The 24,405-nt window shown below is 33.4% G+C and carries 23 protein-coding genes and 1 pseudogene; 14 read left to right on the top strand and 10 right to left on the bottom strand.

What is annotated here, in order from left to right; all coding sequences use genetic code 11:
• The first annotated feature begins 23 nt into the window (after positions 1-23).
• Positions 24-353 (top strand): hypothetical protein, encoded by a 330-nt coding sequence (locus tag ACFSSB_RS02855; protein WP_379900751.1) that lies wholly within the window; start codon positions 24-26, stop codon positions 351-353.
• 148 nt (positions 354-501) lie between these two features.
• Positions 502-1,176: a hypothetical protein gene (locus ACFSSB_RS02850; protein WP_379900749.1), complete on the top strand. Its 675-nt coding sequence runs from the start codon at positions 502-504 to the stop codon at positions 1,174-1,176.
• An 81-nt stretch (positions 1,177-1,257) separates the two neighbouring features.
• Here the strand turns inward: ACFSSB_RS02850 and ACFSSB_RS02845 are convergent, their stop codons facing one another.
• The 7 genes from ACFSSB_RS02845 to ACFSSB_RS02815 all read right to left on the bottom strand — a co-directional run bounded on the left by ACFSSB_RS02845 (position 1,258) and on the right by ACFSSB_RS02815 (position 6,649).
• Positions 1,258-1,689 (bottom strand): hypothetical protein, encoded by a 432-nt coding sequence (locus ACFSSB_RS02845; protein WP_379900747.1) that lies wholly within the window; start codon positions 1,687-1,689, stop codon positions 1,258-1,260.
• Positions 1,690-1,708: 19 nt separating this feature from the next.
• Entirely contained in the window at positions 1,709-2,218 is a 510-nt protein-coding gene (locus ACFSSB_RS02840; protein WP_379900745.1) for an endonuclease V, read from the bottom strand.
• A gap of 37 nt (positions 2,219-2,255) precedes the next feature.
• Entirely contained in the window at positions 2,256-3,011 is a 756-nt protein-coding gene (locus ACFSSB_RS02835) for a DUF2314 domain-containing protein (RefSeq protein ID WP_379900743.1), read from the bottom strand.
• A 69-nt stretch (positions 3,012-3,080) separates the two neighbouring features.
• On the bottom strand, positions 3,081-3,788 hold the full coding sequence (locus ACFSSB_RS02830; protein WP_379900740.1) for a DUF1963 domain-containing protein: 708 nt from the start codon (positions 3,786-3,788) through the stop codon (positions 3,081-3,083).
• A gap of 111 nt (positions 3,789-3,899) precedes the next feature.
• Positions 3,900-4,841: a hypothetical protein gene (locus tag ACFSSB_RS02825; protein WP_379900738.1), complete on the bottom strand. Its 942-nt coding sequence runs from the start codon at positions 4,839-4,841 to the stop codon at positions 3,900-3,902.
• 345 nt (positions 4,842-5,186) lie between these two features.
• Positions 5,187-5,723: an HD domain-containing protein gene (locus ACFSSB_RS02820; protein WP_379900736.1), complete on the bottom strand. Its 537-nt coding sequence runs from the start codon at positions 5,721-5,723 to the stop codon at positions 5,187-5,189.
• 20 nt (positions 5,724-5,743) lie between these two features.
• Entirely contained in the window at positions 5,744-6,649 is a 906-nt protein-coding gene (locus tag ACFSSB_RS02815) for a DUF6892 domain-containing protein (protein WP_379900734.1), read from the bottom strand.
• 163 nt (positions 6,650-6,812) lie between these two features.
• On the opposite strand from ACFSSB_RS02815, the gene ACFSSB_RS02810 reads away from it, so the two are divergent.
• The 10 genes from ACFSSB_RS02810 to ACFSSB_RS02765 all read left to right on the top strand — a co-directional run bounded on the left by ACFSSB_RS02810 (position 6,813) and on the right by ACFSSB_RS02765 (position 18,894).
• The gene (locus tag ACFSSB_RS02810; protein ID WP_379900732.1) at positions 6,813-7,163 is read left to right on the top strand and encodes a hypothetical protein; all 351 of its coding nucleotides are present in this window, start codon (positions 6,813-6,815) and stop codon (positions 7,161-7,163) included.
• Between the two features lie 2 nt (positions 7,164-7,165).
• Positions 7,166-8,032: a hypothetical protein gene (locus ACFSSB_RS02805; protein ID WP_379900730.1), complete on the top strand. Its 867-nt coding sequence runs from the start codon at positions 7,166-7,168 to the stop codon at positions 8,030-8,032.
• Entirely contained in the window at positions 8,033-9,166 is a 1,134-nt protein-coding gene (locus tag ACFSSB_RS02800) for an adenylosuccinate synthetase (RefSeq protein WP_379900728.1), read from the top strand.
• A gap of 61 nt (positions 9,167-9,227) precedes the next feature.
• Complete coding sequence (locus ACFSSB_RS02795) at positions 9,228-9,644, top strand: hypothetical protein (RefSeq protein ID WP_379900726.1); 417 nt, start codon at positions 9,228-9,230, stop codon at positions 9,642-9,644.
• 91 nt (positions 9,645-9,735) lie between these two features.
• Entirely contained in the window at positions 9,736-10,782 is a 1,047-nt protein-coding gene (locus ACFSSB_RS02790) for an SMI1/KNR4 family protein (protein ID WP_379900724.1), read from the top strand.
• Between the two features lie 22 nt (positions 10,783-10,804).
• Positions 10,805-13,357, top strand: coding sequence for a hypothetical protein (locus ACFSSB_RS02785; RefSeq protein ID WP_379900722.1), 2,553 nt, complete (start codon positions 10,805-10,807; stop codon positions 13,355-13,357).
• A 4-nt stretch (positions 13,358-13,361) separates the two neighbouring features.
• On the top strand, positions 13,362-14,021 hold the full coding sequence (locus tag ACFSSB_RS02780) for a DUF1266 domain-containing protein (protein WP_379900720.1): 660 nt from the start codon (positions 13,362-13,364) through the stop codon (positions 14,019-14,021).
• Complete coding sequence (locus ACFSSB_RS02775; RefSeq protein WP_379900718.1) at positions 14,018-16,261, top strand: tetratricopeptide repeat protein; 2,244 nt, start codon at positions 14,018-14,020, stop codon at positions 16,259-16,261. The genes ACFSSB_RS02780 and ACFSSB_RS02775 overlap by 4 nt, the downstream gene beginning before the upstream one ends.
• A gap of 23 nt (positions 16,262-16,284) precedes the next feature.
• Positions 16,285-18,252 carry a tetratricopeptide repeat-containing sensor histidine kinase gene (locus tag ACFSSB_RS02770; protein ID WP_379900716.1) on the top strand — a complete coding sequence of 656 codons (1,968 nt, stop codon included), beginning with the start codon at positions 16,285-16,287 and terminating at the stop codon, positions 18,250-18,252.
• 6 nt (positions 18,253-18,258) lie between these two features.
• A complete protein-coding gene (locus tag ACFSSB_RS02765; protein ID WP_379900714.1) occupies positions 18,259-18,894 on the top strand; it encodes a response regulator in 636 nt (211 codons plus the stop codon).
• A 68-nt stretch (positions 18,895-18,962) separates the two neighbouring features.
• Here the strand turns inward: ACFSSB_RS02765 and ACFSSB_RS02760 are convergent, their stop codons facing one another.
• A complete protein-coding gene (locus ACFSSB_RS02760) occupies positions 18,963-19,955 on the bottom strand; it encodes a hypothetical protein (protein WP_379900712.1) in 993 nt (330 codons plus the stop codon).
• A 151-nt stretch (positions 19,956-20,106) separates the two neighbouring features.
• Between ACFSSB_RS02760 and ACFSSB_RS02755 the strand changes: the two genes are divergently transcribed.
• Complete coding sequence (locus ACFSSB_RS02755) at positions 20,107-20,502, top strand: hypothetical protein (protein WP_379900710.1); 396 nt, start codon at positions 20,107-20,109, stop codon at positions 20,500-20,502.
• 161 nt (positions 20,503-20,663) lie between these two features.
• Here ACFSSB_RS02755 and tssD read toward each other — a convergent pair whose 3' ends face one another.
• Positions 20,664-21,056: a type VI secretion system tube protein TssD gene (tssD, locus tag ACFSSB_RS02750; protein ID WP_379900707.1), complete on the bottom strand. Its 393-nt coding sequence runs from the start codon at positions 21,054-21,056 to the stop codon at positions 20,664-20,666.
• Positions 21,057-21,073: 17 nt separating this feature from the next.
• A complete protein-coding gene (locus tag ACFSSB_RS02745; RefSeq protein ID WP_379900705.1) occupies positions 21,074-21,763 on the bottom strand; it encodes a hypothetical protein in 690 nt (229 codons plus the stop codon).
• A gap of 382 nt (positions 21,764-22,145) precedes the next feature.
• Here ACFSSB_RS02745 and ACFSSB_RS02740 point away from each other — a divergent pair.
• A pseudogene (locus ACFSSB_RS02740) lies at positions 22,146-24,080 on the top strand (oleate hydratase).
• The last annotated feature ends 325 nt before the right edge of the window (positions 24,081-24,405 follow it).

Raw genomic sequence — 24,405 nt, 5'->3', positions numbered from 1 at the left:
TTAACGGTAGAGTACAAAATTTAATGGTAGACATTTTTGAAGCTATAAGCACTCAAAAAGAAGCCGAAATAAAAATCAGTGAACTTTTAGATACCCGAAGCATTTTTGAACTCATTTTTGAAATTGTAAGAACCACAGGGTTTTACAGTGAAGATGAAAACTTCAACTTAATTAAAGCTTTAAACATTGATACAGACGAAACTTCCAATGAAGAAGCGTTATACAACACTTGGATGACTATGGGCACTAACCTCAACACGTCTAAAACCCAAGAAGAATTTAATGCCAAATTCGCTTTATTTGTGCCAATTATTTTAAAACGTATGGAAGCCATTAACCGTATGTCGGCTTAATATATAATTTCGTTTATAGACCTTCTAGCTACCAATCGCCCAAAACAAAACTATGAACATAGAAAAATTAATTAAAACTCGGGAGCCTTACCAAGAAAGATTATTTGAGAGTTTCTTAATCGAAAACATAAAGTCGTACGAGGAACTTATGGACGTTTATCAAACTTATAAACAAAATCATCCTGACAAGACTGTAATCTTAACCCTTGATGATTTAGGTCAAGCTGAATATACCAGTGGTCACGCTTGTGATTACAATTCTCTGCTAGATACAGACGGTTATGATTTATCTGGACTAGATGAAGCTTGTTATGATGAAGATAACGATCATTTGGGACATCTTTCTACACCATCAGAATATTTCATTATCCGAGAAAACTTTTTAAAACAAACAAAAGGGATCGACTTTAAAACGGTTTGTGAAAAAGGCATAAGTAATTCTGAAGACGATGTTTTAGATTTAGAAAACATTAATGAATCTCCTTTAGTCTTTTTAGACCAACAGGTGATTCTTAAAATTCTTCCTGTTGAAAAGCCATACGAAGGACTTACTGGCTTTCCAAATGGATATTTTGACGCCGACTTCAGTCCTTTTGAAAATTACGCGCTATCAAAACACCTATTTGACACCTATAATCTTGAACTTTTTGGCATAGGGGCTTCCTTTTTAGGATTTATTAAAAATGAGCCTTTAAAAGACAATGAATTAAAAGCATTGTTAGCCGACTTGGCAAAATTGTACAACACCACAGAATCAGAATTTGAAAAATTAGCAAACATCATTAAAAATAAAAACCATTTATTTTTAAGATACACCGAATAAGTTCTGTCTTTAAAAAACTAAAAAGCCCAATTACAAATGTATAATTGGGCTTTTTTATTATTTAGAATGCGTATCTAAAATTTACTCAGAAAATTGTTTTATAATTTCAAACAAGGTTAATTTAGTTCTCTTTATACTGCCATCGTCGTGACGAAATAAATGCACTTTAGTATTATCATAGCAACCAAAAAATAATAAATCACCTTCAGAATTAGCGCCAATAGCTTTGCCTAAAGCTAATTTTTCTAAACTCCACCTGTACCCATCTAAATCTTTAAATGTCGGGTTCATAAATTCACTTAACGTTTTAACATACGGATTTAATGCGTAAATACGGCTAACTTCCATTCCATCTATGTTGGTACGCTCCATCATCTTTTCAAAATTATACAAGGTAAATTCTTCTTCCTCAAAAATTACAGTCCTTGGTTTTTCTGCAATAAACTCCCTGTAATTTTTTCTAAACATTGGTTTTAGTGCATCTACCGAGGTTATGATTAAATTTTCATTCATAGTTGTAACTTTTAAAATATTAGTTCTTAGTATTTTCTTTTGTTTTAGTATCTACAATCTGTAGTAATGTTGGCATTCGGTATTTACCGTGCATCCGTTCTATGGCGTTACAAACCTCATCTCTATCCGTACCAATAGTGGTAACATACAATGGTTTTTTACTTTCGCCACGAAACACTTCTTTAAACACCGCTGTTTTAGACACAAACTCAGATTTTGCAATGCCTACAACCGGAATTTTATGCTCTAAAGCTTGATACAAATAGCCACCTAAGCCCAAGTGTTTTTCTTCTAGAATCACGTAACCATCTACAATAATTAATTCTACCTCATCTAAATTCACTTGTTTTAGTAAACTTAAAATACACGGTAATTCGCGTTTGTAAAAAGATCCTGGTTCGTACGGTTCTACACCTTCAATAATATCTGTGTAAATTTGCGTAGGAGCTTCATCTTCCCAATCGTTAAAGCTTACCGCTATGGTTTTGGCTTTTCCGTCGTAATAATAAGTATCAAAAGCGAGTATCATAGAGTATGAGTTTAAGGATGACATTTCAAAATTAGAACTAATCTAAAACCGGAATAATATGCTCCCAATTCAAAGCAGTCGCATAATCTAAGGCTGTTTTTCCGGTATTGCTTTTTGCCTTTTTATCGGCACCTAATTCCAATAAAATCTCAACAGCGATTTTGTTTCCCGCAATAGTTTCTGTGTGTAATCTTGTAACGCCATTTTCATCTGCGGCTTTAACCACATCTAGATTTGCTTCAAAGTAATCTCTAGCCGGTTGTTCCATCACTTTACTCATTGGATGCTCAATAAGGTTTTCTTCATGTTCTTCCTGCTGATAAGCCACTAGAATATTGTTAAAGTCTCCAAAATCTAATCCCCAAGCCTCGTCGTGTTGTTTTCTTGCTTCCTCTGTCATATTAGAACGTAAGACTTGAATGGTGTAACCTCCATAAGTTTTGCGGTCTATGGCTAGCATCCAATCTGATATTTCAGAGACTTTTCTATTTACGGTATCGCCTTCCGCAATATTGGTTAATAGGTTAGGTGAATTCATTAAAACACCTGTAATATATTCTCCATCAAAAGCTATTTCACTAATCCACATGTGTTCTACTAAAGGTTGTTCTCTACCTTCAACTTTTTGTAAAAAAGGAATTTTCACTAACGCTAAATCGTGAGCAGGAACCACACGTTTTGCTTCCCAATAAATTTCTCTCCAGAAATAGTTAAATGTTTCTTGTGCTTTAAGGTAAGCTGCTTTCATTTTTTGATTTTGTTCAGTAAAAATGATGTTCTTGTCTTGACTCATTGTGTTTTAATATTTTAAATTAGTTATATTTTTAGAATTGGATTTTCATCCGAAAATAAATAGTTTTTTTTAATAAAAATCATAATACAAACTCCACTGTTTGGTGTCGTTATTTTTAGCAAACATTAAGCTACCGCCATCTACTACGTTGAAATTTACCTTATAATCTGAGGTAATTTGAAACACAAACTGAAAGCCTTCACCAAAACCATCAGTATCACCAATTCCAGATTGACAAAAAGAAGGATAACCTCCTATTTTATGATCGTAGATATGATCTGTAATATCAAAATAATCTTCAATAACACCTTCATTTTCTAGTTTTAAAACTTCAGCTTCATCTTCAATAGACAAACCGCCACCATCCCATAAAGGAAAATCATTTTCGTCTAATTCTGCCTGTAACGGAAAGGGTTTTAAGAATGAATTAGGGTTTTCTAAATTTTTAATTTTAACAGTATCTAAACTTTCATACTCTCTTATCACCCAATGGTCTCCCATTGGATCAAAACATTCTGGCAATTCTGCAGCAACAAAAACCGTAATTAGTTTTGTGTTTTTTAGATTAGGATGAACATAAGGCAAGTTAGGGAGATAAAATTGTGCTAAAGGTAACATCTCTTCACCGTTTTTATCTAACGGAATGTCTTCATCTTCGTGATACGCAAAGACTTTACCTATCCAACTTTCGTCTATGGTGTTTTTGGGCCTGAAACCACCGGTCGTAAATTTAGTAACCGGTTTAGAAATTTTATTTTTTAGATCTTCTACAGTCATTTTTTCAATTTTATCGAACAATCATCTCGTTAAATTTAGCATATCACAAAGGTGTAGTTACATTTGTGGTTTTTGATAACAGTTTTCAGTGATATTTTGATTTCCGTTAGTTTAAAATGCCGCTTTTCTAGCTTTAAGACTTTCGATAAGTAAATCGATATTTTTAGATTTTTCTTTATAAACCTTCTGAATAATTCTTTGTGAAAGAGCACTGATTTCAGCAGAATCGAAATCTATACTTTTAATATGTTCTGAAAAACTAGGAACTAAGGGTCCCATAGCTGTAGATCGGTTTTCCTTAAATAACATAAGGCCAGATGTTTCTCCCGATTGAATATCTTTAACCGACGTGCTTTTAAATGCGCCCAATTGCGTTAATGCTACAGTATCCTTAGTTAAAGTAGTATTGTTAACTGCAATTTCTAAATTAAATGGAGGTGTGTCTCGGTATACAATACCTTCTACCTGTTCTGTATTTACCAAATTTTGTAACTGGCCTACTTCAGGTTTTGTTACTTTTACGGTTATAATGTCTTGCAAATTGCCTTGTTCTGCAAGAAGGTGTTCTGGAAAAATAGAATGATGAACCGAATTACCTTCAAGACTAGACCAATTCCCATCTTTAAAATAAAGTAATAACGGATCGATAACAACTGTATACTTCAATTTATACTGTTTAATGTACGGTTGAAAATCTTCATTTAATATGGTATACTGGCTCTTATAAAGTGAAACAACTTTTAGCGCTAGATCAACATCTTTAACAGTTTCAATTTTAGATATATTTTGCTGTAATTCTAGCACAGCTCCATAAGCTTCTGTTTCTAAATCTGATGTCGTTAATGCAGAATAATCTAAAGCATTAAACTCACGCCCATCTATCGATGTACTTGGTACATGCTCTGTAATCACATTTTTTGGATTGGCTCCCATATTAACAAAACAGGTATCGGCCAACTGATATCCTTTAATTACAAACACATTAGTAGTGTCTGGTATAGACAGTTTTGTTACTTTAATCGGATCGGCTATTGTAATTTTTGAAGATCGCATCTTTAGAGCCTTATCTACTATCCCCTTTTTAAACCGTGGTTCATTTACCGTATAGACAATCTCTAATTGTAATAAATTTTTAGGTAAATAATACTTAGTATCTTCAGCTTCTAAAGTGATATTATCATTGTATAAAGCCGTGTAAGTCTTTTTACTACAAGACGTAAATAAAGCAAATATTAGTAAAAAATAAAGTATAGTTGTTTTCATTTTGGTTGTATTTATTTTACACTTCAAAATTAGAACTAACAACGCTTTCTTTTATCCCTGAAACTAATGAGATTTATACCTAATGAATATAGGTTAATCGATTATAACTACCGTTTATAACAAAAAAAGCACACACTAATTGGCGTACTTTTTATAAGCTTCAATTCTCTTTAGAAGTCTATTATTTAGGTATTTATTTTTATTTTGAAGTGTTTCTGCAATCAACACTGCTTCTTCGGCATAGGCTTTTATCTTGTCCGGTTTCCAAGTGCTTGGTGGCTGTTGAAGATTTGTTATTCTATCGGCTAATTTCACTAAACCAACTTCTTTTCCTAAATTATTTATCCGCTTTAAGCTATCCAGCATACGTTCTCTTTTTGTAGAAAACGTTTCATCTTTAGTCAACGCCTGAACCCCTTTAGCTACGGCTAAACCGAACTCATTTGTAAGAGCTTCAAACGTCGTATCGGTGTCTTCTAAAGTATCGTGTAACAACGCTAATTGAACAGCAAAAACCAAGTCGAAATCGGGCTTGTCTTGGTGAGCCACTAAAACTTCCATAGCAACATTGGAGAAATGTAAAACATAATTCGCCGAACTTCCTGGTACGTTTTGCTTACTGTGTTTTTCTCCTGCGAATTTTATGGCTTTTTGATAGTGTTCTTGAATCATACCGAAAGTATTATTTAATTCTATAACCACTCCGCTTCAATCCCCATCTGTTCAAACTCCTTATAAGCTTCATCCGTAGCATAACACAAAGTTACTTTTTTTAAGTTAGGAAATTGCTTGGCATCTATAGCGGTTTTAATATCCCAATAGTCTACAGCCCCTCCTGAAAATGGTGACAAATTCATATAAATATCATTTCCGACATCTTGGTAAAAATCGGTGATTTCAGAAGCCAAGCGTTTTGGTATGGGTAGATCTTTAAAATATTGGGTGACTTCAGCTATCGGTTCGTAACCTTCTTCATCAATATCAATCTCACGAGCTTGATACCAATCTGCAAATTCATATAAATCAAATACTGGCTCCATCAACCCTTTTATATACATTAACTCTTCAATCACAGATAATTTAAAACCAAAGTCTTCAAAAATCAAAATATCTTCATTAAGCGGTTTAATTATGTATTTGTCTTCTGGTAACCCCGCGCCTCGCTCATATGGGATATAATTATTTATTTGAATCGCTGAAATGCAATCGTCCTCTTTACTAAACCAAGCACTAATGTCATTGACTACCAATGCACCACTTCTATCACCTTTAAATAATTTAACGTGCTGCTGTTTATGCGACTTATAGTACCGTACAATATCTTGATTGTTAAAATAAAATATACCACCAAAAATCTGCTTCGGACTAAATTCATAATCCTCCAATTCTAAAGCCACAGTAATAGACTCTGCAACATTCCCATCTTTAGAATACGCCATAATTCCTAAATCAGACCAAGTAAAAATGGTACTAAATTTTCTTTTAAATATTTTAACATCATCATTTAAGCATTGTTTTAAAGTATCTATAGATACTGGAAAAGTGATGGTTTCTGAATTCATTTGGAATCCTTTAGACGATAAGTGTAATGCAATCATAATTTCGGTTTTATACGTTTTCAAAAGTAAGTCGCTTCCAGAAATAACTGATGCCTGTATTCCGTGATTTTTTCTTCGGAAGTAGTCCTCATAAATTAATATCACTGTTATCAGGGATAAAAACTAAGACCTCGCCCACTAACTTTGTAAAAAAACTTTTTTTATGGAAGATAACACCAAAACGGCTGCGTTTTTAGACTCTTTAAAACGCAACAACGATAAAATAAGAGACGACCGCGCTCACGCTATCGCAGAAGATGCACAATTGATGTACAAACGTGAAACGGAAGATTTAGCCTTGGCTTTAAAACGTTTAAAACGCGAACAAGAAAATATGCTAGATATGAGCCCGACAGATGCCAATAGTTTGGTTTTAGCCTCTGATTTTGATGCGAAAGACTATGTGGCTAAAGACTTAGAAATGTCGGTTAAAATAAGAAACTTAGAAATTAAATTAGAACTAGCCAAAAAGCGTTATGCGCATTTATTTGGTGGCACAATAAACGAATTATAATTATGGGAGGAGGAAGATTTAGTCACGATGCGTATGCAAAATTGCGTCGCTCTAAAGGCTACAGCAATAAATCTAGAGAAGAGATATTTACATCGAGAGCAATAGATTCTGAAATGGACCCGACAGAGGTGATTTTTAGAGAATCTAGAGATTCTGAAGAACATCCAGAAACGGTATCTATAATTGTAGCTTTAGATGTTACTGGCAGTATGGGATTTGTACCCGAGCATATTGTTAAGGAAGCTTTACCCGATTTAATTGGCTCTTTAATGGAAGCTGGAATCGAAGATCCGCAAGTCTTATTTTTAGGGATTGGCGATTTTATATACGACAGAGCGCCTTTACAAGTCGGACAATTTGAATCGTCTGCCGAACTACTAGACCGTTGGTTAACCCGCGTTTACCTGGAAGGTGGCGGTGGCGGAAACAATCAAGAAGGCTATAATTTAGCACATTTATTTGCGGCGAGACATACAGCAATTGATTGTTGGGAAAAGCGACAACAAAAAGGCTTTTTATTCACTATTGGTGATGAACCTGTGTTTCCTACCATTCCTGCAGAAATCATTAAACGTTATACCAGCGCCGATGAAGCGGCAACCATCACTACAGAAGCGATTATTGAGGAAGCACAAGAAAAATACAATGTCTTTCATATACATTTAGAGCATAACGATTGGTCTAAACAAGAAAGTCGTAAAGGAAACTGGAAAGCGCTTTTAGGAGATAACTTCCTTGAAGTTGCAGATTATAAAACCGTTGCTAAACGCATTGCAGACGTGGTGATTCAGAACCATAAACCTAGTGCAACAACATCTACCAATACTTCTACTGGAAGCACTTCTATAAATGTAGAAAATATGCTATAAATGCCAAAATGTAGCTTAGTTATAGATTTAGGATTTGGTGATGCTGGAAAAGGGTTAACGACCGATTTTCTAGCATCGCAACATCCTGAACAAAGCCTTATAGTTCGGTTTTCTGGAGGCCATCAAATTGGGCATACCGTTAGTACGGAAGCACGAACCCACACCTTTAGTAATTTTGGTTCGGGAACGTTTTTAGGTGTGCCCACGTATTACTCGGAACACACCACGCTGTTTCCTCCTGCCATTTTAGATGAGGGCGAGTTTTTAAAAACATATCAGCCCAAATTGTATATTCATCCTTTAGCGATGATTACCACGATTTATGATATTGCTTATAATCGTGCTTTAGAAAAGCAACAGCATCACGGTTCTTGTGGCTTAGGTTTTGGAACGACCATTGCGAAAAACAAAGCTGAAATTTTCTTTTACGCCAACGATTTACAGTTTGATTGGGTGGTAAAACAACGTTTAAAAAGTATTAAAAGCTACTACAAAACCTGTTTAGAAAATCAGCCAAAAGCAGTACAAGACTATTATAAAAACGAACTCAAAGATTACAACGAAGATTATTTTATAGACAGTTGTTCGGCTATAAAAAAGCTTTACAATATTGCTTCATTATCTGATTTAGAAGATAAATTTGAGCATTTTATTTTTGAAGGCAGTCAAGGCATTTTACTCGATACCCAACACGGGTTTCATCCCCATACAACTTGGAGTTACACCACTTCTAAAAATGCGATTCAGCTTATCAAATCGCATTTAAAAACGATTTTAGAAATCGATATTTATTATGTGACCCGCTGTTATCAAACGCGTCACGGCAATGGCCCAATGTCGGAAACCGAAGCTGTAATCCTTCAGAATCATGAAAATGAAGCGAATGTCACTAACGAGTTTCAAGGTGCATTTAGAACACAAACTTTAGATCCCGAATTACTAAATTATGCTTTAAGTTGCGATGCCATTCATCATCAAGATTTGGACTGTAAAAAACATCTTGTCATAAGCTGTTTAGACCAATTACCTCGTTTTTCCTATGTTAATTTGCTTCAAAAATTAGATTTTAAATTCAACAAGGTGTATGGAAGTTATGGCCCTCGACGAGACTGTATTCAGAAGCTTTTACACTAAAGGGTTTAAAGAATTCAGCACAACGTTAAATCATTACAGAAAAAAAACACTAAAATTTATTATGACCAAAACAGACAACGCCTCTGGGATTGAATTAAGTTCTCAAGCAAAATATAAACCCTTAGTTTTTGCACTATTTATGATAGGGCTTTGCCTAATTTCCTTACAAGATATATCTATAGAATCAGTGATTCCTTTAGTCGGTGCTATCGTATTTTTTGGCCTCTATGCCTTTAATAAAAAGCTTAAAGTTTTCAATTTTTTTGAGACTCATTTTGTGTTTCAACCAGGAGTTATTGGTAAAACAACGGTGCCATATAGCGCACTTAAATCTTTTGCGGTTGAAAAAAAAGTCATCGTAATTACGTATGAGAATTCAGACGGAAAAGAAAAGAAAATTAAATGTCTTGTGAGTCAGATTGAATCTAAGCAATTTCCCATATTAGAGAGCACATTGAAAAGTAAAATTAGCGATTAAAGAAGTCGCTTCTTTTACAAAATCACTAGTTTCAGTGATAAAAACTACGAGGTTCCAAAGTATCTTAGCATTCTAAATTTACACGCGTAAAATGACTAATTACACCGCATATTCAGACGAGTTTAAAGATTTACGATGGACAGATTTCAATTTTGAAAGTATTCAAATTGATACCTTTCCCGTACTTGACAATCCAAAACATCACAGTAATTCTTTTACGTTTCGAGATACCCTTTTAGGCGCTGTAGAAAAAGCATCTGGAAAGCCGTTATTACAGCTCATTCTTATTACACCAGATTATGAAACCATCCATAAATTCTATGCTGTTGGGTATTTAGAGGACAAAACGGTTTTTACTGTTGATATAGAAAATACTGCCGAATTTAAGGCTTGGTTTACCGTTATTCACGATGAACATCACAAAAACGCTACAGTGTATAATTTTAGTGCGAATGGTTTTAGTTCGCAACCCATTTCAAACTTAAAAGACATTCCGTTTTTAGAACACACAGGCGCTTTTATAAATAATTTTATTCCGAAAGCCTTTATAGCAAAACAATTGGCCAAAGAAAAATCAGACTTTCTAGCACCACATATTCAACTTGATGCAGAAATAGATATGAAAGCCTTGGTTGCCTCTTTTATCGGTTTAATTTCAGAAAAAAGATTAACGTTTCATCCGCCTACAAATAACGAGGCCATTTATAAAACATTTGAAAAAGAAGCCGGCTATCCGTTTCCACAACTTATTAAAGATTATTTAAGCCTTCATAATGGCATAGACCGTTGCGCTATTATGGGCGCAGAAGATATTTATAATGAATGGAAACAGTGGAAGGATATTTATGACGATTGGACGCAAGAAGACTTGTTGGACACCTACTCTACCAACCAAGGAAAAGCCTTATTAATGTACACCACACCGTATTGGATTCCGTTTTTCGATTTAGAAAACGGGAATTTTCTAGCCTTCGATTTTGCGCCAAATACTAAAGGAAAAGCAGGACAAATTATTCGTTTTGGTGCCGACCAGGAAATTGGATATATCGAAGCAGACGACCTTGTTTCATTTTTTGAAAATTTAAGAAAACCAGATAGCGAAATTGAAGACAACGAATGGTTTTATATCGCTCAATAACCTTCGTATAAACCTATAAATTTTGAATACCACTCAGCATATGTCTGCCATTTTTAAAACACATATTATCCCAAATCTAAAGCTCGATGCTTTAGAAGCTTCAGAAACAAAAGCCCTACAGCAGGTTTTAGAAATATTGGAAGCCACAGATACGGATGTTTATAAAAACATACAAAACAACAGTGATTTCAGCGGAATTACTGCTAGTTTCACAACACAAGTTGCGCAACAAATTTACTTTCATCCGAAACGTTATGCCGACACCGCAGAAGGGATTGCTTTTGTAACCGCCTGGTTGCCTTTATTAGAAGAAGGAATTTATCCAGATGAAAAAAACGTAAACAAGCTAGTCGAATTTTTGACATTTAATCTGGGGTATTTTCAGTCGGAAGCCTTTTCTGAAGCAACAGCACAGCAACTTTTTCAAGTGATAAAGATTTTGGTTGAAAGTCCATCGGAAGCCGCACTGCCTATCGCTCAGTTTTTAATACAACGTATTTTTGATATTCGTGATGTGTTGAGTTCTGAGTATCTCATTCAGAATTGCTTAAAGCACAATTTACTTTCTGTAACTTATGCCGTAAAGCAAGACGACGAGACTATAAGTACGTTTCCTTTCACCATAGATTTCAACTTTATTAATTACTTTTTTGAAGGGAATTGGGAACTGTTTATTCATCAATTCCATCAATTATTACCAGTTGGTCGTGTGTATGAGAAATCAGCTTACGATATTATGACACCTTGGTTCAGTAGCGATTTGGCCAATTTTTACGAAGCCAATCCTAACAGTGCTTTGTCAGCAATTGAAGCTTTAAAAGATCGTTTAATTTGGGCAGATGCTCAAAGTGACGCCCTGTTACACTTAACTACAGCTGAAGGCAACTACCCGTTAATGCAAACATTGGCGAACAAAAAATGGAATTCGGGAGATGTGTTATTATTCAATACGCGAGACACAAGCCTTCCGAAGCAACAACAAGATGCAGGCTATATTAATTTTTTAGACTGGTTAATTGCCGATAGTGGCGCCAATTTAAACTCGGAAGCCTTTAAAGATTATGGTATTAAAATTTTAAGCGAAAATACCGCCAACAATTTACCTATAGAATGTATTCCGTTTTGGTTTCAAATTGCACATCCGCAAACAGGTTTTAAAAATCATTCTGAAACCTTCAACGCTCTTTTTTCTAAATTATTTTTAGAAGATGACAGTTTCGGTTTACTACCAACAATGCGATTAAAAGGTGAAGATGTGCAGGTTACAGGACCGTTTGTAATTCGTACTATAGCACAATCGCATTCAAACGTATTGCTTTGGTTTGAACGTTTACAAAATGATGGTCTAAAAAACCCTTTAAATCAGTTTTTAATTAGAGCCTTTTGCGATGCTGGCGAAGCCTTATTAGAATTATTTACTGCAGAGGAGCAAGAAAACTTACAACGCTTATTATTAAATTTAGCTTACGCTACACGTGATGCAAGCGCTATTGTTAAAGCAAAAAACATTCCGCTTATTGCAGAAACTTTAGGGTTCTTATGTGTAGAATCAGGAAACTTTACACGCGTTAACGAAATTTGGGCACTTAAAGATTTAGATGCTAATGCGACTGATGTTTGTAACCAATTTGCACGCAAACATTATATCAACGAAAATCGTCCGCTAACCCTAAATACTATTCAAGCTTTGTTTAATTATTTAGGCGATTATTATTACAGCTTAACAAAAGAAGCCGTTTGGGTTCCTGAAGCCTTAACCACGCAAGGCACACGCATAGCGCAGTACTTTAACCCTCATAATGAAGATGTTGGTTTCTTTATACACCGCTTGATAGACCGTGTTCTTAGTTTTCATAAACGTTGTAAAAGTAAGGAAACATCTAATCCTATTTTTAAATCTATTTCCGCAGATATTGAAGTCTTTCTAATTGATTTTCTAGGAAAATTAAATAACGAAAAACTTCACCTAAACACCATCACACAACTATACGAATACAGTAATAGCGACGATTCTCGTTTCAGTACTAATGATGCTTTATACGACCAAATTGAAAGTTACAGTCAGTTTGTTTTAGAAACCGAAGCAACCAAATCTGAAGAAGCCACAGAACAAGACGCTGAGGACACTCAAGAATCAGAATCCGCAGAAGGTTCAGTAGACACTGTTCCGACTTCAAAAATTGATATAAATGCTATTGAAGTGAATCAGCATTATGTGGAGGCGCTACTTACCAATTTAGAAACTTATAAAACGGCAGGTTGCGAAACCGAATTGTTAGACTTTTTCAACACGCATATCGAAAATTTAAAAACCTGGTTAACAAATGATAAAACAGGTTTAGAAATGCGATTTGGTCAAACATTATATATGACTTTATTAGATACCGATTTAGCACCTGGAACCGCATTAGAAACTTACGGTAACCTTAGCAAAAACATTTTTGTACACTTGGTAAAAGGGAGCAATTTAGCCACCTCTTACGCTATGGGATTAAAGACAATTGCAAAATCTGGAGCCTATTCAGACCCACTAGCCAACGCATTATTGCAAGTGGCGGACCAATTAAATGCTTAACATAATGACACAAGATATCACACCCGAAATTCAAGACCAATTAAATTTATCGGCCTTGATTTTAAAGAAAAATCATAAGCAAGCCAACTTAAGCAGTTGGTCAGGCTTTAACTTAGACGATAAAATGCACGTGAAGCAAGCCGAAAGATTATTGACCATTTTAGGTATAAAATCAGGCTTACATTTGCGCAATAGTTTAATGCGTTACGAAAGCGGATTAATGGTCTCTCAAGCTTTTGAAAAATTAGCTTCTGAATTTAGAAGAGATACCACAAAAACGTTTGAAGCCAAATACCAAGCGTTAAATAACCCGCAAACACAAAACACCTACAAAATGGTGTGGAAATACCGTTTTAGTTTAAAAAAACAAAAACTAACGGGGTATGAAATGGCGATGTCTATTTTTCAAATGCGCTTAGGCTTGGTCTTAGGTTTTATCACTACCGAAGAAATAATTTTACGCTTAGAAGAAGTCAATGCCACCGTAAAATCTACATTTTCAAGTTGGGGAGAATTTCATAGAAATGTGTGTATAGGAGATGAATTTATTTTAGGCGCTACAGAACAAGACGTTAGTGCATTTCCTAATATGACCACCTTATGGGACCACTATCAACGCTTACATATTGAACACGCCGATTGGTTTAAAAACTGGAACAAATGATTATATCATCAAACGACATCATCAGCTACATAGAGCGTGCAGAAACGCATTATAAAAATAATCAGTATCAGGCCTTAAAGTCGGTAATTGATGATATTCAAGAATATGTAACCTTACTAAGTGAACCCGAAGATTTTGCAAGATACTACCGCATTTATATGCTGTATTTAGGCGTATACGAAGAGATGAATATGCCGGTCTTAAAGTCGTATTTACAAGCTTTAATCGATAACGGACAAGTACAAGCATCAGATTTTGAATACGTCTGTAGCTTTTACGATGAATGTGAGCAAAGTGTCTACGAGGATGCTTTAGTTCGCTATCCGTATAACGATACCATACAATTGCATTATGCTTTTAAATTGCAAAATGAAAAACGCTACCAAGACGCCATTTTGGTTTTAAAGTACCTTTTAGAGTGCTATCCAGCCTTAACAGAAGCTCGTTTTTTACTTTGGGATATCCAAGCTGCGCAATTAGAACACATTTGCGATTCTGATGAAGAGGCAGATTGTAATGAATTGTTAGATTTAGCTTCGGCAACGCATAATAAATCCGTTTTAAAAGGTTTACAACTCGATGAGCGTTTAGATTTACCCAGCCAAACCTTAGCCAATATGCACGTGGCAATGTGGGAAAACAAATCTATAGACAATAAAGCTTTGTGGAATTCTGAATGGAAACATTTAGAGATTACCGATAGAACCCGAATGTTGTTGGTTGATTATTTTCAATCGTTTATGAGGTATGATATGGTGGCTCAAATTATAAAATACCCTGGCGAGCCACAGTTACCAGAAGAAGACTATAGTAATTTTGAAGAGTTTAAAATCTATATGCAAGATTTTGCAAACTCGGGATGGCAATTGGCACAGCATTATTACTTACGCTATGGCGATTCTGCTTACTATCACACTAAAGACAGAAATGTTTTAAATCAATGTGTACAACAAGGCTTAACCTTAAATCCTAAAAACCCGAACCTATTCGTTTTAAAAGCCCGCGCTTTTTTCTTTGTTAAAAATTACAAGCAAACCGGAGAAGCATATCACGAAGCCTTTAGAAACGGCCTTAGAATGAGTGAGTATCTATTTTATTTACTAGAAGTGAATAGCCGTATAGAAAGCTGGCAAGGGATTTTAGATATTGTGGAACAATTTCATAGAAGACAGCCTGCAACGCTTAAAACCTTATTTTTTAAAGCACGTGCTTTGGTGAAATTTTCCCGTTTTGATGAAGCGCTCGTTGTTTTAAATGAAGCCTTAGAAGATTTTCCGTTACCATCACATTCTTACGCGCCTTGGTTGTATAACTTAAGGATGGTTGTTCATATGAATAACCAAAACTACACAGCGTTTTTTGAAGATATGCAATCTGAAATCAACTATTATAAGATTGGCGATATAAATTACTGCAGCACTATGAATTTATGTGTGGAAGCGCTTTTAGAAATGAACGATTATAAAGAATGCCATAAATACGCCATTTATAATCACGAACAAGGGCAATTAGCACCAGAATTGTATCCTGTTTTTAAATGGATTTGTTATTATGATTACCTACCAAAACCTGATGATTTAGCTCCAGCCTCTGAAGACAATTTGGTTAAAAACCCAACTACGTTTATTGAGTTTAGAAATAATGGATTAATCCACTGGATTTTAAATAATTTTGATGCTGCCATCGGGAATCTTAGTCAAGCTGCACATATGGCCACTAACAAAGCCTTTTACCTTAAAATGGTAGCGAGTTGTGCCGAAGATAGTTTTGATAATTCAGAAGCTTTATCAGCTTACAAAACCGCAAAAGAACAAGCTCCAGAAGCAAGCGATTATAAAACATTTTTTAAGTTATACAGTTTTTATAATGATGAAAATGAACCAAAAAAAGCCTTAGAAACACTTCAGCATTCGATTCAAAGTTATCCCGATTACACCTTTTTTGATTTTCCGAGGGACGAATTTAATATGATGTTGAGAAGCCGTAAATTACTCGCTCAACAATTAGAAGATGTAGACGGATTTACCAAATACAGTGCTATGTTTTTAAGTAAAGACCAACCTTCAGTTCAGGCCTTACATGACCATTTAACACATATAAAAACCCATTTTGCATCGGATGATTTTTTACTTCATAATATATTAGAAGAGCTTTCTCAACGTGATGAGGACTTTGACGAAGCGCATTCAAAAATGTTAAAAGCCGTGAAAACGAAAATAAGAGATGCTTATTTCACTTAAAGGTATTAATTTTACATGATTTAATGAAGCTATTTACTACTCCTTTTATTGTTGCTATTATCCTTATTTTAGGATCAACTATGTCGTCTTTTTCTCAAGATCTAGATAGCACAGCTAAAATAGACTCGCTTTCAAACGTATATGCAGAGCATGTTAATACCAAACCGCAAGAAGCAAAAAATGCCGCATTGCTTTGGCTTGAAGAATGCAGACGTTTAGATTTAAAAATTCAAGAAGCAAGAGCTCTATATGCTTTAGGAAATTTAGGCAATATTACAGGCGATTATAAAAGCACCATAAAGTATACCAATGAAACCATTACACTTCTTAAAGAATCAAACATAAAAAAAGGCTTAGCTGCTTGCTATAACATATTGGCTTCTGCTTATAAAAGTTTAGGCGAATACCCAAAATCTATAGATAATTTCATGGAATGCTTGAGTTATTCACGACTAACAAATAATCAAGCGCAAGAAGCTAACGCTTATCAAAATATAGCCACATTATATCTGCTTCAAAAAGACTATAAAAAATCTGCTGAAAACTTAGATCGTGCTGCTAATTTGTATAGAGCCATTGGTGATGATGATGGTGTGCTTACTACTCTATTCAATTTTGCCAATATCATGAAAGAACAAGGTAAATTTGACCAGGCTCGCAAACATTACCAAACGGTTTTAGGTTACAGATTAAAAGAAGGCAATAAAGCGGTTGTAGCCTACGTAAATATTAACCTGTCGCAAATGTTAGTACTAGAAGAAAAATGCGAAGAAGCAGTAGTAACTCTAAAGAAAACATTGGCCCTTTTAGAAGAATTAAAATTTAACTCAGATATAGCTATTGTATTGAATGATTTAGGATTATGCGAAACCAAATTAGGTCATACCAAATCTGCCATAAATTACTTTCAACGTGCATTAGCTATTGGTGAAAAACAGTCTTTATTACATTACAAATCTGACATTTATAAAAACTTAGCACAACTTTACCAAAAAGAAAACAATTATAAAAAGGCATTAGAATTCTATCAAAAAGGAGTCACAAGTGTGGCTAATCAAAATTCTATAGACAAAGAAAAATACGTTGTTAAAATACAAGAACGTTATGAAACAGAGTTAAAAGAAGCCCGAATTCAACTGTTAGAAAAAGAACAAAAATTAAGTGAAGCCGAATTACAAAAAGTAGAACTTACAGTAAAACGTCAGCGATTAATAAGAAATGCCTTAATTGCTGGTTTCATTTTGGTATTCACCATTTTAATAATTCTTAGACTTTCTTATGTGAAGCGTTTACGTATTCAAAAGGAATTAAGTTTTCAACAGGAAAAAAATGCCAAACAGAAAATTTCTGAGATGATGAAAGACCACAAATTATCTGTGATTGAGCGTTATCAAGAAGGACAAGATGAAGAACGATCTCGATTAGCTCGAGAAATTCACGATGGTATTGGTAGTGATTTAGCAAGCATAAAAATAGCTTTTGAACATTATACAGAACAATACAAAGAAGATGCACAATCTAAACGTATTGCAACAGCTATTGATAATGCCTGCGTTGATGTACGTAGTCTGTCTCATCAATTACATCCATTACCATTTTCAAAAATAGGATTTACTAGTTTCTTAGGTGATTTTGTGGATCAAATCAGTAAAAAATCAGACCTAAAAATTCAAACCTTTTTCTTTCCTGAAGAAGACATTGATAAGTTACCTGATGAACTTTTGGCAGACGCTTATCGTATTGTTCAAGAATTAATTAATAATATTTTAAAACATGCTGAAGCCAAGAAAGTAGATGTACAGCTTACCAAACATACAGATCATTTAAATATTGTAATCAATGATGATGGTAAAGGGTTTCAAAAAAACAAAAAACAAGGAATAGGACTCCGAAATATTAAAGAACGTTTACAAAAGTTAAAAGGTACTTTAGAGATTGATAGCAGTCCTGGGCATGGTACCTCAATAACTATAGATATTCCAATAAACTAACACATTATGAAGAAAACAAACATAATAATAGCAGACGATCACTTAATGTTTCTTGAAGGTATAAACACCATATTAAGCGACATGGAAGAAATAGGCGAAGTACATTTAGCTACCGAAGGAAAGCAAGTGATTAGATTACTCAATCAATTTAATATTGATTTAATTATAAGTGACATTAGTATGCCAAAAATGGATGGCATTGAGCTACTTACAGAAATTAAAAAGAAGCATAGTGGTGTAAAAATCATTATGTTGAGTATGTTAGACAATCATAGAACGGTACATAAAGTAATTCAAAAAGGAGCCGATGGTTTCGTGCCAAAATTTACGAGTAAGGAAGAATTACAAAAAGCAGTTAGAACGGTTTTAGGTAACGAACAATATTTTTCTGAAATTATTAAACAACGTTATATGGAGAGTGTTTTTGAGCGTAAAAAATATAAAAACATTGAGTTGTCGCCACGTGAAAAGGAAGTTTTAAAACTTTTAGGCGATGAGCTCACTTCTAAAGAAATATCAGAAAAGCTGTTTATTTCAGTAAACACAGTAGAAACACATAGAAAAAATATTCTGCTAAAAACAGGTTCTAAAACCACCACTGGCGCTGTAAAATACGCCATTGAATCTGGTTTATTTGATTAATAAAAAAAAGAGACTTTAAAATATTAAGGTCTCTTTTTTATTATCTAAAATTTAAAAGATGAAATTCTTTATTTCGTTCTTATGCCTTCAGCTTCTATAGTACTTATAATTTGTTTTAGTTCTTCTGAGTAAGACGTGGTATCATTTTCATCGGTTAATAACTCTCCATGATAAATAAATTGGGTGTCTAAATCAAAATACACCACATAAATTCCAGTTTGCGGGTTTCTCCATTTACCTTTACCGTTATTTGTAATTCGTTTATCCTCTAAATATTGAATCCAAGCACCTCTAGACAACGTCGATTTATCCATATAAATTTTCCTGTTTTCAGTAGCTTTAAAATATGGATACGATGCTGCTAATTTAACATGTATATTTTTTAAAATCATAGATTTTAAATTTTCAAACCCCTTTGCTTTTTCGGATAATACCATAGGATTCTGAACTCTTTTACTATCTTCAATATCTAACGGAATTACAATAAAACCATCCCGATGACTACTCGTTTTAATCAATAAACGAAATTGATATCCTGTGTTTAAGACATCATAATGTTGATTTAATCGATCTATAAAACGTGTAACCACATCGTCTAGAACTTCTGATTTTACATCACGCTTAAAATCTAAATGAATGGCTTCTGTAGAAAATGTTATTTCAGGAATTTCGTTTTTAAAATCAGCTCTAACAGCTTGTCGGGTTTCATAACGTTTTAAAGCATCTTGATATAAATTATCCACAGTCATGTTATCAGAAATAGGATACATTGGTAAGGTGTCGTTTTCTAATATATGCTTTAAATTTAAATGGGTATAAAATGCAATTTCAGGAATTTCCTTGTCATAAATAAGTACACCATACATATTTGGGTCCATTGTAGCAGCGTTAAAAAATAGTGTTAAATCGCTAAATACTAGTTTTCCATCATATTTTTTCTGTAGATATTCTTCTAAATTTTGTTTTGCTTTTTTTTTAGGTATTCCTATATAATTGGCACAGCCTTTAACAATAAGCAGTGCTATTAAAATGCAAATGATGGATAAAATTGTAATTTTCATAATACTCTAATATATACCATAAATGTAGCGTAATATACAAGCTAAGCCCTCACTGAATTCCGTGAGTTTATAGTTTCCCTTAAAGAGGTTGCTTCCCCTGTAAATACTTCTAATACCTTTGATTTATATAAATAATATTAAAATATCAATCATGGGATTAAAAGAAAAAAGAGCTGCAAAATCAATAGAAGATCAATATTTAGCCAATTATCAAAAAGAAATTAATGATATTGTAGGTAAACAAATTCCTATTAACATTAATTGGGATACTTTTGAATTTGATTATATAAAATTTGTACCAAGTGTATGTTTACAACGCCTAACAGATGGGATAAAAGAAGTTTGTAAAGATGATATGGGAAAAGAAGCTATGCAAGAAAGTGTAAATTCTATAGAAGTTTTTTGCATACCAAATGAAGGTGCCGAAGATAAAAAAGAATTAAAATTAGAAGATGGTGTATTTTCTTTAACAGCTTGTTGGGGAGGACACCACAGTGGTTATTTTATAGATTTAACTTTTCGTGAATTTTTAGAAAATAATTTATAATACACCTGAATTGCACCTACTACGCATTCTACATCATAAAAAAAAGGAAACAGTAATAGGTTTCCTTTTTTTTATGCCTTGAATTATTAGTTCAAAATTCAACTAAAAAAAACCTTTAAACATCACATTTAAAGGTTTTAAATTTAAGAGGTTACACTAAATTAGTTCAATTTTACAGCATTGAAGGTCACACCTTTAAGTATTAAGCTAAAATACGCATCACTATGAGCATTGTACTCTGAAAACGATTGACTAAAACTTACAACGGTCGCTTTATCAAACTCTAAAGAAATTGAAGCCGCTTTTTGATCTCTGTGATACACTTTTGCAATTCCCGACCAATCTCCTGGCTGGTTAGAAATCCACTCAATAAATAACGGATCGTTTACCATTTTAGTAGTTCCTGAGAAATTTACATCTATTGGTTTGCGTTCTTCTGCATAAAAATCATTGTTAAAACTGTAATCACACTGACTTAACACTAACGTTTGTTTTGTGTTATTATCTTTTTTAATAACTAACTCTATTCGGCTTACTACATTATTATCTTGCATATTATTTTAATTAAGAATTATAAAAATTTTTCGATTTGTTCTTGTAATTGATTGGCTTTAGGAAAGCTTTTTAAACCTTTAGTAGTATTTACTGTAACAGTAAGTTCTCCGTTTTCAAAAGCTGATGTATTATCACTACCTAAGCTAAAATTTACTGCAGATACAGCTTCTGTAAAGGCTGATTTTGCTAAAGAGTCTGCTGCCACATTAGAAAATGTTTTTTGTAATAATTTTATCACTTTAGAAGCATAAAACTTATCTAAATTTTCTAGAGTACCTTCATATTTAAATGTTAGTGAAATCTCTTTTTCTAAACTAACTTGTAATACTTCTTCTAATGCTTTTATGTCTTTTTTAAGCTGAAGTACAGTAGGTATTTCATCATCTTCTGGAACAAAAGGAATGTTTCCATCTGATAATAAATATCCATATTTATCTACATTTCTTAAAGATATAGAAGAAATAGCATGAGATTCTATATATATAAATTGAGCTTTACGATCATACATATCACACAACAAAATAGTTTTCTTTTCTGAATCGTAATTAACAAAAAAACCAGAAGCATTATCAGCATGTGTACTTATTGTAACTTGTGGCATTTTAGGGCGTTCTTCATGGCGCTCTATATCTGCAATTTCTTGAAGTATATTTATCACTGTATTTGTATCTAATACAGGTAATTGTAACATTGTTTTAAAATCCATAATTGTACGTTTTTATTCTTTACAAAATTGATTATTTAAACACATGTTTTTCTAACTGTATTCAGGGATATTATAATACTATCGATGACCACCAAAAAGAAACAAACACCACCTAAACAATTAGAAATATGCACACTACACATATCAAACGTTTTTTACATTCCATTTGTAATTATGAAATTAGTTGTACAAATATGCTGGTATTAATTAAAAAATTAGATTAAATTCTTAAAAACAGTATAACAATCACAGATTAAAATCAAGCAGTATAAAGTAAAATTTAACGCTCTTAAAAATTAAGTATAGAAATACTGAATTTGGGGACACAGCCCAATTTAAGCATAAAACTACCTTTGTTATCTAGTAATCAAACACGTCTAAAATGAAAAAGATAACAGAAAAATTCGATTCTTTTTTATCGAATTCAAAAGAATACGGAAACGTAAATCATGAGCCAGATTCTAGCAAAGAAGTGCAATTGAACACGAAGCAAAAATCAATGCCTTTTTCTGACCAAATAGGAAATTATCAAAGAAATATTGGTATTCCTCCCAAATCTTACCAAAACAGCAAAATATATATTGTAGGTACTGGTATTGCAGGAATGTCTGCTGCATATTATTTTATACGCGATGGAAAAATCCCTGGAAAAAACATCGTTTTTTTAGACCAATTACAAATTGATGGTGGCTCTTTAGATGGAGCGGGAAATGCAGAAGAAGGTTACATTATTCGAGGAGGAAGAGAAATGGATATGACCTATGAAAACCTTTGGGATATGTTTCAAGATATTCCTGCCAAAGAACTTCCTGAACCCTACAGCGTATTAGATGAATATCGATTAATAAATGATAACGACCCTAATTATTCTAAAGCACGATTAATTCACAACCAAGGAGAAATTAAAGATTTTAGCAAATTCGGTTTAGAAAAAAAAGACCAATTAGCCATTGCTAAATTATTACTAAAGAAAAAAGAAGATTTAGACGATTTAACAATTGAAGATTATTTTAGCAAAGAATTTTTAGATAGTAATTTTTGGTTCTTTTGGCGCACCATGTTTGCTTTTGAAAATTGGCATAGCCTATTAGAATGCAAACTATACATGCATCGTTTTCTTCACGCTATAGACGGAATGAAAGATTTCTCTTGCTTGGTTTTTCCTAAATACAACCAATACGACACATTTGTTACTCCATTACGAAAACATTTAGAATCAAAAGGTGTAGAAATTAAACTGAATACCTTGGTAAAAGATTTAAACATTCACAGCAATACTGAAGGTAAAATAGTGGAGAGCATCATTACCGAACAAGATGGAAAAGAAGTAAAAATTCCTATAGAAAAAGACGACTTTGTGATTGTAACTACTGGATCTATGACAGAAGATACATTTTACGGAACAAATAAAACGGCTCCAATTATAAAATTAGATAATAATACAAGCGGAAAAAGTGCAGGTTGGAAACTTTGGAAAAATCTAGCTTCAAAATCTGAGATTTTTGGTAATCCTGAAAAATTCTGTGGTAATATTGAAAAATCTTCTTGGGAATCTGCAACATTAACTTGTAAACCATCTGCATTAACTAAAAAATTAAAAGAATATACAGTAAACGATCCTTATTCCGGAAAAACAGCAACTGGAGGTATTATAACCATTACAGATTCTAACTGATTAATGAGTTTTACTTGTAACCGTCAGCCACACTACCCTAACCAACCCGATGATGTTTTAGTACTTTGGGTGTATTCACTATACATGGATAAAGAAGGTAATTACATTAAAAAAACAATGCCACAATGTACAGGTAACGAAATAGTAACAGAGCTTTGCTACCACTTAGGTATTGTTGACCAAATTAAAGATGTTACAGAAAACACTATTGTTCATACTGCATTTATGCCATACATTACCTCTATGTTTATGCCTAGAGCAAAAGGAGACAGACCACATGTAGTTCCTGAAGGTTGTAAAAATTTAGGTTTGGTCGGACAATTTGTAGAAACCAATAATGATATTGTTTTTACTATGGATAGCTCTATAAGAACAGCACGTATTGCTGTTTACAAATTACTAAACTTAAACAAACAAGTGCCTGATATTATTCCTTTACAATATGACATCAGACAGTTATTAAAGGCTATCAAATCATTAAACGATTACAAACCAATTCCTGGAGAAGGTATATTAAGAAAATTTTTAAAAGACAGTTATTTCGAGCATATCTTACCTGAAGGCGAAACATTAGAAGAAGAACACGAATCTTTCTTTCAAGAACAATTTCATAAAATTCAAGGATGGTTAGTAAATAAATAAAAGGAGTTATAAAAACATCCCTCCTATTAAGTTAAACTCCTAAATAAAAATACAAGTATATAGTCACTGCTTGCAAATTCATTTTCTTCTCATAAATCTAGAAAATGATATTTGCAAGTAGTTTTTTTATAGCATAACCAAAAAGTGTATTTACTCCATTTTCTTACCACCATTTTACAAAACACCATTAAGAACCGAAAAATATACAAACCGAAAACTAGAAGAAAATTAAAAGAAAAACATCTACTAACAAGACACAAATTAAGAGGAATATATAACAGATAAAAAATGGTGTTGCTAATCACAAAAAAAGCACTTAACTTCC

Origin of the sequence: Lacinutrix gracilariae (genome assembly GCF_042684485.1) — a bacterium.
In the GTDB taxonomy this organism is placed as follows: domain Bacteria; phylum Bacteroidota; class Bacteroidia; order Flavobacteriales; family Flavobacteriaceae; genus Oceanihabitans; species Oceanihabitans gracilariae.
This window is presented reverse-complemented; position numbering and strand designations above follow the sequence as displayed.